The following is a 14,163-nucleotide window of genomic DNA, read 5'->3' as shown; positions in this document are numbered from 1 at the left end:
GGAGGCCGCGATGATCAACTGGCTGATTGAAGCTTCCCTGCGCAACCGCCTGCTGGTGATCCTGGCCTACGCTGCGCTCGCGGTCTGGGGCTACTGGGCCCTGCTTCGCACGCCCATCGATGCCATTCCAGACCTGAGTGAAAACCAGGTGATTGTGTTCACCGATTGGCCCGGCCGCAGCCCGCAGGAGGTCGAGGACCAGATCACCTACCCGCTCACCGTCAACCTGCAGGGGCTGGCGGGTGTGCGCACCGTGCGCTCCTCCTCCGCCTTCGGCTTTTCCATGATCAACATCATCTTCCGCGATGACGTGGACGTGTACTTCGCCCGCACGCGCGTCCTCGAGCGCCTGAACCTCGCCGCCGGCTTCCTGCCCCAGGGCGTGGTGCCGACACTCGGCCCGGACGCCACCGGTGTCGGCCAGGTGTTCTGGTACACCGTCGAAGGACCCTACGACCTTGGCACGCTCCGTTCCATTCAGGATTGGTTCGTGCGTTACCAGCTCAACGCCGTGCCCGGCGTGGCGGAAGTGGCCTCGGTCGGCGGCTTCGTGCGCCAGTACCAGATCGACGTCGATCCCATCCGCTTGCGCGCCTACAACGTCCCCATCAGCACTCTCTTCGAGGCCGTCCAGCGCAGCAACAACAACGTCGGCGCCAAGGTAGTGGAGTCGAACGACATGGAGCTGGTCGTCCGCGGCCTGGGCCTGATCCGCTCCACCGACGATATCGAGAACATCGTCGTGGCCTCAGCCAACGGCACTCCTGTTTACGTGCGCAACCTGGCCTCTGTTCAGCTCGGCCCGGAGTTCCGCCGCGGCGTGCTCGATAAAGGCGGCCGGGAAGCGGTCGGCGGCGTGGTCGTCATTCGCTACGGCGCCAACGCCCAGGAGGCGATCGACGCAGTAAAGCAGAAGATCCGCGCCATCGAGCCCGGCTTGCCCGAAGGCGTGCGCATCGTGCCCTTTTATGACCGCAGCAGCCTCATCCGGCGCACCGTGGATACGCTGCGTTGGGCGCTCATCGAGGAGATCATCCTCGTCACCCTCGCGCACGTGGTTTTCCTCTGGCATTTCCGCAGCATCCTCATCGTCACCCTGCCGCTGCCGCTGGCCGTGCTGACTTCGTTCCTGCTGATGCACTACGTCGGTATCTCTTCGAACATCATGTCGCTGGGCGGCATCGCTATCGCCATCGGCGTGCTCGTGGACGCCGGCATCGTCATGACCGAGAACGTCATCCGCCACGCCCAACGCTTCTCTGAAGAACATGGTGACTACGTCCCGCACATCATGGAGATTACGCTCGCTGCCGCCAGGCTCGTGGGCCGCCCCATCTTCTTCTCCATGGCCATCATCATCCTGGCCTTCGTGCCCGTCTTCGCCCTCACCGGCATGGAAGGCAAGATGTTCCATCCCCTGGCCTTCACCAAGACTTTCGCCATGGTGGGCTCCACCATCCTGGCGGTCACGCTGGTGCCGGTGTTGTGCACGCTTCTCATCCGCGGCCGCCTGCACCCCGAGGAGCAGAACCCTGTGATGCACCGGCTCCAGGCGGTGTACCGCCCCGTGCTGCGCTGGGCATTGACGCATCGCCTGGCCACGCTTGCCGTCGCCGCCGCCATCTTCGCCTCTGCCTTGCTGGCCACCACCTCCATCGGCTCCGAGTTCATGCCGCCGCTCGACGAGGAGAGCGCCTTGTTCATGCCCATCGCCGATCCCGGCATCTCTCTCACCAAGGCCGCCGAAATCCTGCGCCAGCAGACGCGCATCATCTCCGAAGATCCTGCCGTCGAGATGGCCGTCGGAAAGATCGGCCGCGCCGAGACGTCCACCGATCCCGCTCCCATCAACATGACCGAAACCATCGTCACGCTGAAGCCCAAAGACCAGTGGCCGGCGGGCACGACCAAGGATGACATCCTGCGCCGCCTGGACGAGAGGACCCGCATGCCGGGCGTTACCAATATCTGGACCCAGCCCATTCGCAACCGCATCGACATGCTCTCCACCGGCATTCGCACCCAGGTAGGCGTCAAGGTGTTCGGCGCCGACCTGGAGACCATTGAGCGCACCTCGCGCGAGATCGAGGCGGCGTTGCGCACCGTTCGTGGCGCCGTCGACCTGTACGCCGAGCGCATCACCGGCGCGCCCTATCTGGAGATCGAGATCGACCGCCAGGCCGCCGCCCGTTACGGCATCAACGTGGGCGACGTGCAGGACGTCATCGAGACCGCCATCGGCGGCAAGAACCTCACCGTCACCATCGAGGGCCGCCAGCGCTTCCCCGTGCGGGTACGTTATGCACGCGATTTCCGTGAAGACATCGAGGAGCTGCGCAGCGTCCTAGTCTCCGCCCGCATGGGCACGCAGATCCCGCTGGGGCAACTGGCGCGGATCCGCACCGTCATGGGCCCATCCATGATCTCCAGCGAGAACGGCCTGCTGCGCGGTTCCGTTCTGCTCAACGTCCGTGGTCGCGACGTGGGCACGTTCGTCGAGGAGGCGCGTCGCGTCGTGGCCGAAAGAGTCAAGCTGCCTCCCGGCTACTTCATCGAGTGGAGCGGCCAGTATGAGAACCAGTTGCGCGCCCGCCGCCGCCTGCAGCTCGTCATCCCCGGCGTGCTGCTGGTCATCTCCGTTCTGCTCTACATGATCTACCGCTCCTGGAAGGAAGCTCTGCACGTCATGCTGGCCGTGCCCTTTGCCCTGAGCGGCGGCGTCTTCCTGGTGAAGCTGCTGGGCTACAACTTCTCCGTCGCCGTCTGGGTGGGCTTCATCGCCCTGTTCGGCACCGCCGTGCAGACGGGCGTGGTCATGGTCATCTACCTCGAGGAGGCCGTGAAGCGCCGCATCGCCGCCCAGGGCGCCTTGACCCGCGAGGCCTTGCACGAAAGCGTGATGGAAGGCGCCTTGCTGCGGCTGCGTCCCAAAGTGATGACCGTCGCTACCGTCGTCGCCGGCCTGCTGCCCATTCTGTGGTCCACGCGCACCGGCGCCGAAGTCATGAAGCCGCTGGCTGCACCCGTCCTCGGCGGCATGGTGAGTTCGCTCCTGCACGTGCTCATCGTCACCCCGGTCATCTTCACCTGGCTGCGCGAACGCGAACTCGCCGCGCCCTCCGGGCCGCCTCGGACTCAGCCGTCGGAGAGCGCTGGCCTGCCGCCCATGGTGACGGGTTAAGAAAGCGAGGAACAGATAATGACTGCCCATACGCCTCGCGCCGAGGATCACGGGCGCACGCTGCCCACCTTCCCCGGTTGGCTAGAAGCCGCCCCCGAGGTAAAATTGCAACAGCGAGCGGGAGTAACTCAGCGGTAGAGTGCGACCTTGCCAAGGTCGAAGTCGCGGGTTCAAATCCCGTCTCCCGCTCCAGATTCGGTTTTTGGCGGCGGGGCTCTCGCAGGCCTGGCCGGCTCTGAGCTAGTGGCTGCGAGTGTCACGGCCCTCGCCACCGGCGAGGGTTTCGAGCCTCCGGCCTTGTTCTTTCCCAAAAGGCGCGGTACCCAAGTGGTAAGGGAGAGGTCTGCAAAACCTTTATACGTGAGTTCGATTCTCACCCGCGCCTCCAAGCCCTCCCAATAGTTCGAGAACGTCCACAATCCACCCGCGCCCTCGAGCTTTCGCCCGCGCCCAACCACCCATCCCCAAGAGCGCCGAAAATTTCTCTTGACATGCGCAGGCAACTGTCATACTGTCCTATGACAGTAGGCCGCCGATGATATTCCAGATCAATTACAAGTCGGGCAAGCCGATTTATTTGCAATTGGTGGACCAGATCAAGGCCGCAGCCGCCTCAGGTGCCTTGCAAGCCGGTGAGGCCCTGCCTTCTATCCGGCCGCTGGCCGAGGAACTGCGGGTGAACCGCAACACCATCGCCAAGGCCTATTCCGAACTGGAGAACCTGGGAGTGGTAGAAACGCGGCCGGGCCGAGGCTGCTTCTTGAAGGAAAACCACGCGTCCCTGCGCAAGGAGGTGCGGCGCAGGCTGCTGATGGAGGAGATTGACCAGGCCATCGTGCAAGCGCACCACTTGCAGGTGCCGCGCGATGAGTTCCTGGAACTGATCCATGAAAGAATGGCGGCCCTAGAGGACAAGCGGCGCGCCAATCAGGAGGGCTGAGGCGATGAACGACTCCATTCCCGCCATCGAAATCCAGGACCTTACGTATGCCTACGGGCGCGCCGAGGCGGTGCGCAACCTGAGCCTGACCGTGCTGCCGGGCCGCTGTTATGGCCTGTTCGGACGTAACGGCGCGGGCAAGACCACCACCATGAAGTGCCTGCTGAACCTGTTGCGTCCGCAGAGCGGGCAGGTGCGCGTGTTCGGCATGGACCCGGCCAAGCACGAAGTGGCGGTGAAGCGTCGCCTTGCCTATGTGCCGGACCAGGTGGCGTTTTATCCCTGGATGACAGTTAGCGAGACGCTCGACTACCTGGCCAGCTTCCGCGAACAGTGGAACCGGAAAACGGAGCAGGAGCTACTGGAGCGGTTCCGGCTGGACGCGGGGCAGCGGACGGGCGATCTCTCCAAGGGCCAGCGTACGCAGGTAGCGCTGATCGCGGCCGTCTGCCCGGAGACGGACCTGCTGGTGCTGGATGAGCCGACCTCGGGCCTGGACCCAATCGTGCGCCGCGAATTCATCGAGACGGTGATCGGCGCCTATCAGGAGGGTGACCCGGGTAACCGCACCATCTTTGTCTCCACCCACCTGATCACGGAGTTCGAAGGCCTGATCGACGAATTCACCCTGGTGGACGCCGGCCGGGCGGTGCTGACGCTGGAAGCTGACGCGGCGCGCGAGCGCTACCAGAGGATTCGCGCCCGCTTCGCGCAGGCGGCGCCACAACTGGAGCTGAAGGGCGCGATGCGGGTGCGGCGCAACGGGCGCGAATTGGAGGTCATCGCCGATGGCGCCGCCCATGATATTGAACAGATCTTGCAGCAGCACCAGCCGGAGGCAGTCAGCCGCGAATGCCTGACGCTGGAAGAGATCTTCGTGACCACGCTTAAGGCGTAGGGAGGGCGCGAATGAAACCGAGGTCTGTGCAAGTTGCCAAGGAAGCGCGCCAACTGGCGTGGCCGTGGGCAATGGTGATGCTGCCCGGACTGTTGTTCCTAGCGTCTCCGTGGGCGAGCACTTTCCTGGCCGTGCAAATCAGAGGCGCACTGTGGCGGCGGATGGATTGGGAGTTGATTCTGGTAGAGGCCGGCGCCTTTCTTGGCACTGCACTGCTGGCGGCGTTGACGCTGGGCGCCGAATTTCAGTACCGCACACTGGCGCTGCGCCTGGCCCAGCCGGTGGAGCGGCACGAGCTGTGGCGGCAAAAATTCCTAGTTACCATCGCTGCGGTGGCGCCGCCCGCAATGATTTATGTGCTGGTGTTCGATATGCGCTTCGGGCGGCCGTTCGCAGTCATGGCCGCAGTCTGGATCGTGGTCATTACTGCCAGCGCTATACCTGCCACGTTATTGGCCCGCTCCACTTTGGGCGCTTTGGCGCTGATGTGCTTCCCTCAGGGGGCCGTGCAGGCCGGCTGGGCGTTGTCCGAGAAGTACGGCCCGTTCCCACAGGCGTTCTGGTGGGCGGTCGCAGTCGTGGTGGTGGCCTACGTCGCCGCCATGATCTGGCTGGGCCGGCGCATGCTGGTGCGCTTCCAGGCAGTGGAAGGCATGCAGGCGGGTGAGGCATTCGTGCCGGGCGCACACTTGGTGCCCGAGTTTGTCGCGGCTTGGTTCCGCTGCCGCCCCACACAACCGCTCGCCAATCTGGTGCGGCGCGAGCTTCGCTTGCTGCGCACTCTCTGGATGCTCAGTCTGTTATCGGTGGTCGCCTGGATTTTCGTTGTGGCTTTTCGCCTGATGCCGCTCGGTCCGGGCCGACAATCCTGGAGGGCCGAGGTGGTCTTCGGCCTGACTGTGATTTTCAGCTTCCTGATCGCCGTCCTGGCTGGCGTGCTTTCGTTGGGCGAAGACAAGAGCTGGGGCACGCACTCCTGGCACATGACGTTGCCGGTTTCCATCTCGGTGCAGTGGCTGGTGAAGCTGGGGACAGCGGCCTTCACCAGCGTGATGTGTGCGTTCGCCCTACCCATGAGCGTGCTGCTCGTGGGCGGCTGGCTGCGCGGCTCGCCCTGGCTGTACGTGCATCACGAGCTCCTGTGGACCTGGCCGCTGGAAGTTGCGCTCAGTACGTTCACCGCCTTCTGGTGCGCGTGCGCGGTGAAAGGTGCGGTTCGGGCAACGCTCTGGCTGGCTCCAGTGGTCATCGGGGTCCTGTTCGCGGGCGAGGCCGGCGCGTGGCTCGCAGACTTCATCGGTTCGCATGGCGGGTTGGTAGAAGGCGCGGTGGCCAAGCTCGATCCGATTACCCTGAACCGTGTCTTTGCGTACATCTGGAGCAGCCTTACGCCGGCCGGGCTGCTCGCTCTGGCCTTGGTGCCCCTGTTTGCCCTGGGGTTGATGCAGAGTCGTCGGCTGTTTCGCGCCGAGGGGGACGATACCAAGCTGCACGTGGTTCGCTGTGCGACGCCACTGCTTGCCCTCAACCTGGCGGGAGCCTTTGCCGGGTCGCTGTTCATGGCGTTCTCGATTGAGGCTGTGCGTCAGGAGGACGCAATCCTGCGCGAGACGCACGTCGCCATCGAGATCCTACATTCTGCGAACACCCGTCCCGCAGCGGCTCCCCAACAGCTCACGGTGAATGACTTGGCCAGGGTTGCGCCGCTCTCCGACCAGACGCGGCGCTGGCTGGGGGACGCCAGCATCATCGCGGTGCCGGAACCGTTTGCGGCGAACACCAACACGGCGCTCGGTTGCGGGTGGTGGTGCTACTGGCAATTCCTCCCGGGCGCCCCGGGCAGGACGGCGGTGCCCTATTCCGCGGTGATCCGCATGGCCGGCGGCGGACACAATTGCTCCATGAGATTCACCCCGGTGGGGGACGCCCGGTACGGCACCCTGGGGGCCATGTGCGACTAGACGCAAAGGCAATATGCTCTTGCGAGTTGATTACAAGTCCGGCCAGCCGGTCTATGCGCAACTGCTAGCGCAGATCAAGACGGCGGCTGCGTCGGGAGCGCTGCATCCCGGGGAGTCGTTGCCGGCTATCGGTCCGCTGGCGGAGGAGCTGCGCGTCGGCCGCAACAGCGTGGCCAAGGCGTACGCCGAACTGGAAAACCTGGGCATCATCGAGCTGCTTCCGGACACCGGCTACCGCCTTAAGGAGCCTCATCGGCCGCTGCGGAAGGAAGTGGCACGCGCGGCCGACGCCGGCGCCAGTAGCCAACGCCGCGCCCGGCGTGCGATCCGCACCACGGTCACCTACGCGCTGCTCAGCTTGCTGGCGGCGGCGCTGTACTTTGGGCTCGTGGGCCTCTTCGGTGCGCTGCTCGTGCGGGCCGGGCTGCTGCGCGGCGAAGTGGTGGCTCTGGGGACGGCGCTGTTCCTTGCGGCGGTGTTTCTGCCGCTGCGCAATCGTTTGCAACGGGCGGTGGAGCGCAGGGTCTTCCGCAAGCGCCATAACGTGCCGCGCGCGCTGGAGACGCTGAAAGCCGAGTCCTGGTCGCCGCCCAGCCTGGACGCCTTCCTCGAAAAAGTTATCGAGACGTCGGAGAGCATCGTCGGCGTGCGGCCCATACTCATCCGCGATCACGGCGAGGTGCTGGCGCTGGTGAATGCGTTTCCGGCGCTGCGCTCGGCGCGTGAACCCGTGGCGGCGGGCAATCACTTCCTGATGCCGCTGTTTTCGCAGGATGAAGTGCTGGGCGTACTGCACCTGGAGGCCAAGCCCGCCGGCGGAACCTACGATGCGGAAGATTGGGAATTTCTGAGGGCGGCGGCCGAGCAGGTGACGAGCGCAGCCAACCAGTTCCGGCTGCGCAACGAGCGTCGGGAGTCGGAGTACGCGTTCGACATTCAACGCGCGTTGCTGCCCCGTGAGACGCCGCAGCCGCCGGGCTTTTCGATTGCCGGCGCATGGCAACCGGCGCGTACTGTAGGCGGCGATTACTACGACGTGTTCTGGCTCAACGAGACGCAGCTGGCGCTGATTGTGGCCGACGTTGCCGGCAAAGGCGCGCCGGCTGCGCTGCTGATGGCCAACGTCCAGGCCGCCACCAGGGCGTACGCGACCATGACGCCCTCGCCGCGGGAGCTGTGTAGCCGCGTGAATCGGGCGATTTGCGCCAGCAGCGCCGAGAGATTCGTGACGTTTTTCTACGCCGTGCTCGACCCCGCCGAGCGACGCCTGACCTACACCAACGCCGGGCACAATCCGCCGCTGGTGGTCTCGCGCGACGGCGCCTGCCGCAAGTTGGCAACCGGCGGCCCCGTTCTCGGCCTATTGGCGCAAGCCGAGTTCGAGCAGGATGCCCTCGAGCTGCGCGCGGGCGACCGGCTGTTGATCTTTACCGACGGCCTGGTGGAAGCCGAAGGCGGCGACGGCGAGGAATTCGGCGACGAGCGCCTCTTTACCGCCATGACTGCTAGCGCGGACGTCACCGCACCCGCCTTGCGCGACTCCATCATGCAGGCCGTGACGCATTTCTGCGGCGCCGACTTCGCCGACGACGCGACCTTGCTGACGGTGGTGGTCAAGGGAGGACCCTCGGGGCAAACGTGAGCCTTGTAACTAACGTCTCCGCCCAGACAGGCCGGGTTGGAATTCACGAAGGATCTTCCCGGGGCTCCCAGGAACTTGAGCAAGATTTGAGCAAGGACCTCACCGAACACCGGGTAAAATGGCCCAGTTGGAGGGAGGGTACAAGCAAGACGGGTCAAGGAGATAGAGAACCCGCACAAGTCGGCAAAACCTTTATACGTGAGTTCGATTCTCACCCGCGCATCCAGTTCCCTTCCCAGAGTTCCGAGCCGTGGCGTTCAAGTGGCGCGAGCCATCCCCCTCATTCTGGTTGCACTTTGGGCACTGCCTGCACCGTCACAGCATGCGGAGGTGTCTCTCACACCGATGGCCGCAGCGTCGGCGCAAGATTGGGCGAAGCAAGCGCTGGAGAAGTCGCCACGGCACCAGGAGTGGGTGGCCATCAAGGACGGCACGCGCGTGATCCACGCGTTCGTGGTGTATCCCGAGGTCAGGCAGAAAGCACCGGCCGTAGTGGTGATCCACGAGATCATGGGCCTGACGGACTGGGTGCGCAGCGTGGCCGACCAACTGGCCGCGGCGGGATACATCGCCATCGCGCCCGATCTGCTGAGCGGCAAGGGCCCGAACGGCGGCAAGACCAGTGACTTTGCGGACGTGAACGCGGTGCGGGAGGCGATCCGAGCGCTGGATCCGGCGGCGGTCATCGCCGACCTGAACGCCGTGACCGACTACGTCCAGAAGCTGCCCGCGGCCAGCGGCAAGGTGGCGGTGGCCGGATTCTGCTGGGGCGGAGGCAAGTCGTTCCGTTTCGCCACGTTCCGACCGGACCTGACGGCGGCGTTCGTCTTCTACGGGCCGGGTCCGGAGAAAGTGGACGCCATCCGCGCGCCGGTCCACGGCTTCTACGCCGAGAACGACGCCCGCATCAACGCTGCGCTGCCTGCAACCGAGGCCGCGATGAAAGCCGCCGGAAAGAAGTTCGAAGCGGTGACCTACGCGGGCGCAGGCCACGGCTTCATGCGCGCGGGCGAAGCTCCTGACGCCACTCCGGAAAATCGCAAGGCCCGCGAAGACGCCTGGAAGCGCTGGCTGGAGCTGCTGAAGGCGATGTGACTTCACGGCCTCTTTCCCCACGTCTGCGCCAAAAAGGCGTGGCGCAGACATGGGGCACCGGGCAGTAGAGCATAACCCGACGCTTCGCCCTTTCTTCGCCCAGCCAATCGAATGTTCCGATTCCGGAACAAAAATCACGCCTCCAGCTTACGCCCTGCTGAACCGTGGTAGGTTCGCACGCTTCACCCGAACGAATCTCTGGGTCCGGAGGTAGAGATGCGTCGCCTGTTCGCTGCGGTTCTGTTTGCCGTGAGTATCTCAAGCGCTCTTGCGCAAGACACAGGCACTGAGCCCGACTCGGCCGCCACTGCGACGGAGCCAACCAAGGTGACGGAGCCCGCTCGTGATCCTGCGGCACTTGCAGCGCTGGAGGCCGCGGTTGCAGCTACGGGCGGGAGGATCGCGCTGAGTCAGGTTCGAGACTGCGTAGCAGTTGGCCGCATGCAGGCGGCGGACGGGAGCGGGCTCGGCAGCGGCAGCTTCGTCTGGAAGGATGCAGGCCGGGAATTCCGCTACGAGAATCCGCGGCCTGATGGTCCACAGGTCGTCGTTAGCGGGCGTGGTCGCCCCGCGTTAGCACATGGCGGTAGGACAGAACGACTGCGGGGCCAGACCACGCTCAATCACGTAGCGCCACATCTGGCCGGTGTGGCCTTGTACAACCGGCTGGCGGATACCCGGTATTCGTTGCGCGTGCTGGGACCGGGAACGGTCAACGGAAGGCCTGCGGTTGTGGTGCGGACGTATCTAGCCTCGGCGGAGCCCGTGCTGGCGGAGGCGACACAGCAGGACTGGTTTCTGGATGCAGGCATGGGCCTTCCGCTACGTGTCGAAATTCAGGTTCCAAGTCCGGACGGAACGGGTTGGCAAGTTGCGGCGATGGAGCTTTCGGACTTTCGGGTCGTCTCTGGAATCGTGGTCCCGTTTCAGATCGTGACTTGGTTTGGCGAACAGCCCCAGGCGTTGATGGTTCTGGATACCTTCTCATTCAACACGGGGCTAAGTCCAACGGAGTTCGAGGCACCAACGGGAGGTGGGCAGTGAATTGCCCTTCCTTGCGGTGCCTAGCGGTCATTCTCCTGCTCTGCACATTGCGCTCCAGCGCTCAGATGGAAGCCAACCTGGAACAAGGGCTTAAGCCCTACGGCCAGTATCAGGGTGGCGATATCGACTCCGTGAGCCTGACAAGCGGCAACTTGGTGCTGCATATTCCGCTCGTCTCGTATCCGCAGCGCGGTCAGAATCTGACGCTCGACTTTCAGATCGTCTACAACAACAAGAGCTGGGAAGTGAAGTTCTATCCCATTCCGCCAGAGAACGGCTACCTCAAATGGACATGGCGGGGAAGCGGGCCAACTGTTGTCAAGGATCAGCACCTACGAATCAAGTGGGTGGTTGAGGTCTTCGACGATGGTTCAGGCAATCCCATCACCTTCAATCATCACTCCGCTGTATCCCCTGACGGCGCCGAGCACGAGCTCAACACCATATCTTCGAGCACTTATCTGTCGCTAGATGGAACGGGCATCCGCTATGAAGCCGGTTCTTCGCCCCAGGTCGCCATCGACCGCAACGGCGTGCGTTACCTCCTCAACGGATTCTCCGGCTCCTTTACGAAGTACGCCAACCCCAGCAGTGCTGAGGACCCCAACGGCAACAAGATCACAACTGGTTCGAGCTATACAGACACGCTCGGACGGGTCATTCCTGCCCGAGTATCAACCACGAACCTGACGAACTGTCCATCAGGAACTTTGGATGCGGAGTTGTGGAACCTGCCCGCCCCCTCTGGCGGTACTGCAACCCTCAAATTCTGCTTCAAGAGCTTTTCGCTCCAGACCAGCTTCGGGGCCTCCGGCGTCCAGGAAGGAACCGCCTCTCCAAGGTTGCTGTGGGCTGTAGTGTTACCGGACCTGACCAAGTGGCTCTTTAACTACAACACCTACGGAGACCTCACCAGCATCACGCTGCCGACAGGCGGCACCATCACCTATAGCTGGGGCAACGCGAGCTTTAGTTCCTGCGTGGAGCCCGCGACACCGAAAAGCCGGGTCGTGCTATCGCGCACACTCAACGCCAACGACGGGTCGGGCGCCAAGACCTGGTCCTACACCTGGGGATCTGCAATAGGTGGAGACGATGTGAACGTGGTGACTGATCCGGATGGGAACGATACCGCACACACGATCGGTGCTCTGAACTGCGCGCCGCTCGTGACCCGCACCCAGTATTTCCAGGGTTCACGGGCGAGTGGAGTTGTCCTCAGGACCGTAGAAACCACCTATGTCGCCCCGGCCCCGTCGAGCTATGCCGGAGGGATGCCAACCGCGATCAAGACCACGTTGGAGGATGGCAAGGTCAGCAAGGTCGTGAACACCTATGACATCGACCATGGTCTCGGCTTCTCGTGGTACGACCAGAACGACCCTGGCATCTTCTACACCGGCAGCTACGGGAATGTCATCCGCAGATCGGAGTACGACTTCGGCCAAGGGGCTCCGGGGCCATTCGTTCGGAGAACGCTGACGGACTACCGAGCCTTCGAAGCGACCGGTACTTCCTACAAGACCGCCAACCTGCTCGACCTGGTATCGGCCACCACGGTCTTCTCCGACGCCGGGGAAACCCAGCAGAAGGCCCGGACAGAATACAAGTACGACGAATCCAGCCTGCAGCCCTCGGGCATCACTACCCAGCGCAACGCCAGCCCGCCGGGGCCGCGAGGCAACCTGACGACAGTCCGGCGCTGGCTGAATCCCGGCGGAACGTACCTCTCCAGCCCCACTACCTACTTCGACACGGGCATGGTCTATCAGGCTAAAGACCCGCTGCTGCACACGACGACCTACACCTATTCTTCGGCCTTTGCCGGCGCCTACCCCACGCAGATTCAGTACCCGACCACCGGCTCAACCACACACATCGTCTCGCGCAACTACGACTTCAACACCGGCCTTCTAACCAGCGCGACCGACGAGAACAACCAAACCATGACTTTTGTCTACGACAACATGTTCCGGCAGACACAGGAGAACCGTCCGGACAGCGGGCAGACCACTTGGGCGTACACCAATTCCGCGCCGTTCAAAGTCACCGCAACCGCCAAGATCACCTCGACCATGAACCTGGTGAGCGAGGCGGAAGTGGACGGCCTGGGGCGCGTTAAACAGACGCGTCTGACTTCCGATCCCGAGGGCACGGTCTACGTTGATACCACTTATGACAACGTGGGCCGGAAAAAGACCGTGAGCAACCCGTATCGCTCAACTGGCGAATCGACCTACGGCATCACCGAATATCAGTACGACGCCCTGGGCCGGGTGACCAAGGTCATCCCGCCCGACGGCTCGCCGACAGCGAACAACGTAACTACCACTTATGCCGGGCCGACGGTCACGGTCACCGACCAGGCGGGGAAGGTCCGCAAGAGCGAGACCGACGCTTTGGGGCGGCTGATCCGTGTCTGGGAGCCCAACGCCTCCGGTTCGCTGGTCAACAAGACACGCTACTTCTACGACACGCTCGACAACCTCGCCTGCGTGCTGCAACTTGGCACTGACGCCGAGCCTACGAACTGCGCTTCGCCCAACGCCAACTGGCGCCCGCGGACGTTTGTCTACGACTCGCTTTCACGGCTGACCTCGGCCACCAACCCCGAGTCCGGCACCATCACCTACACCTACGACAACGATGGCAACGTCCTGACCAAGGTCGCTCCCAAGCCCAACCAGCAGGGCACGCTGACAGTTACGACGACCTACACTTACGACGCGCTGCACCGGCTGACGCAGAATTCCTACAACGACGGTGCGACGGCTACCGTGAAATACGGCTATGACGGGGTGGCGCTCACCGGCTGCACTACCGCTCCGCCTGCGCTGACCATCGCGAACGGCAAGGGCCGGCGCACGGCCATGTGCGACGCCTCGGGGGCCACGTCGTGGAGTTACGACCCGCTGGGCAGAACACTGACCGAGAAGCGCACCATTATGGGTTCCAGCGCCGTCACCAAGACCATCGGCTACGATTACAACTTCGACGGGTCGTTGAAGACTCTGACCTATCCCAGCGGGCGGGTCATCACCTACACGCCCAGCGCCGCAGGGCGGACGGTTTCGGCGGTGGATACGGCCAACGGCATCAACTACGCGACCGGGGCGCTGTACGCGCCGCACGGCGCGCTGCGCTCGCTCGCCAACGGCGCCAGTCTGGTCTCGACCTTCTACTACAACAACCGCTTGCAGCCTTGCCGCATCTCGGTGAAGAGCAGCGGCACGGCGCCCACCGACTGCGCCAACGCCAGCATCGGCAACGTGATGGACTTCACGTACAATTTCGATCAGGACTGGGGCGCGGGGGTGAAGAACAACGGCAACGTGGCCTCCATCAACAACAACCGCAATCTGAACCGGGGCCAGCGCTTCACCTATGACGAGCTGAACCGGG

8 protein-coding genes and 2 tRNA genes are annotated in these 14,163 nt (G+C 63.8%); all 10 read left to right on the top strand.

The genetic code is table 11. From position 1 onward, the window contains the following. The first annotated feature begins 10 nt into the window (after positions 1–10). Entirely contained in the window at positions 11–3,181 is a 3,171-nt protein-coding gene (locus VNK82_07370) for a CusA/CzcA family heavy metal efflux RND transporter (GenBank protein HXE90764.1), read from the top strand. 117 nt (positions 3,182–3,298) lie between these two features. Next, a tRNA-Gly gene (locus VNK82_07365) sits at positions 3,299–3,373 on the top strand. A 121-nt stretch (positions 3,374–3,494) separates the two neighbouring features. Further along, a tRNA-Cys gene (locus VNK82_07360) sits at positions 3,495–3,569 on the top strand. Positions 3,570–3,716: 147 nt separating this feature from the next. Then, on the top strand, positions 3,717–4,121 hold the full coding sequence (locus tag VNK82_07355; protein ID HXE90763.1) for a GntR family transcriptional regulator: 405 nt from the start codon (positions 3,717–3,719) through the stop codon (positions 4,119–4,121). 4 nt (positions 4,122–4,125) lie between these two features. Then, complete coding sequence (locus tag VNK82_07350; GenBank protein ID HXE90762.1) at positions 4,126–5,019, top strand: ABC transporter ATP-binding protein; 894 nt, start codon at positions 4,126–4,128, stop codon at positions 5,017–5,019. A gap of 11 nt (positions 5,020–5,030) precedes the next feature. After that, positions 5,031–6,980 (top strand): hypothetical protein, encoded by a 1,950-nt coding sequence (locus VNK82_07345; protein ID HXE90761.1) that lies wholly within the window; start codon positions 5,031–5,033, stop codon positions 6,978–6,980. A gap of 13 nt (positions 6,981–6,993) precedes the next feature. Then, on the top strand, positions 6,994–8,622 hold the full coding sequence (locus VNK82_07340) for a SpoIIE family protein phosphatase (protein ID HXE90760.1): 1,629 nt from the start codon (positions 6,994–6,996) through the stop codon (positions 8,620–8,622). A gap of 345 nt (positions 8,623–8,967) precedes the next feature. Continuing rightward, a complete protein-coding gene (locus VNK82_07335) occupies positions 8,968–9,717 on the top strand; it encodes a dienelactone hydrolase family protein (GenBank protein ID HXE90759.1) in 750 nt (249 codons plus the stop codon). A 216-nt stretch (positions 9,718–9,933) separates the two neighbouring features. Further along, positions 9,934–10,761 carry a hypothetical protein gene (locus tag VNK82_07330; protein HXE90758.1) on the top strand — a complete coding sequence of 276 codons (828 nt, stop codon included), beginning with the start codon at positions 9,934–9,936 and terminating at the stop codon, positions 10,759–10,761. Between the two features lie 65 nt (positions 10,762–10,826). Further along, positions 10,827–14,163: hypothetical protein (locus VNK82_07325; protein ID HXE90757.1), on the top strand; the 3,337-nt coding region annotated here is incomplete at its 3' end.

The organism is Terriglobales bacterium, from assembly GCA_035573675.1.
Lineage (GTDB): Bacteria > Acidobacteriota > Terriglobia > Terriglobales > Acidobacteriaceae > DATMAB01.
Note: the sequence above shows the minus strand (reverse complement) of the source record. Positions and strands in the feature narration are given on the sequence as shown.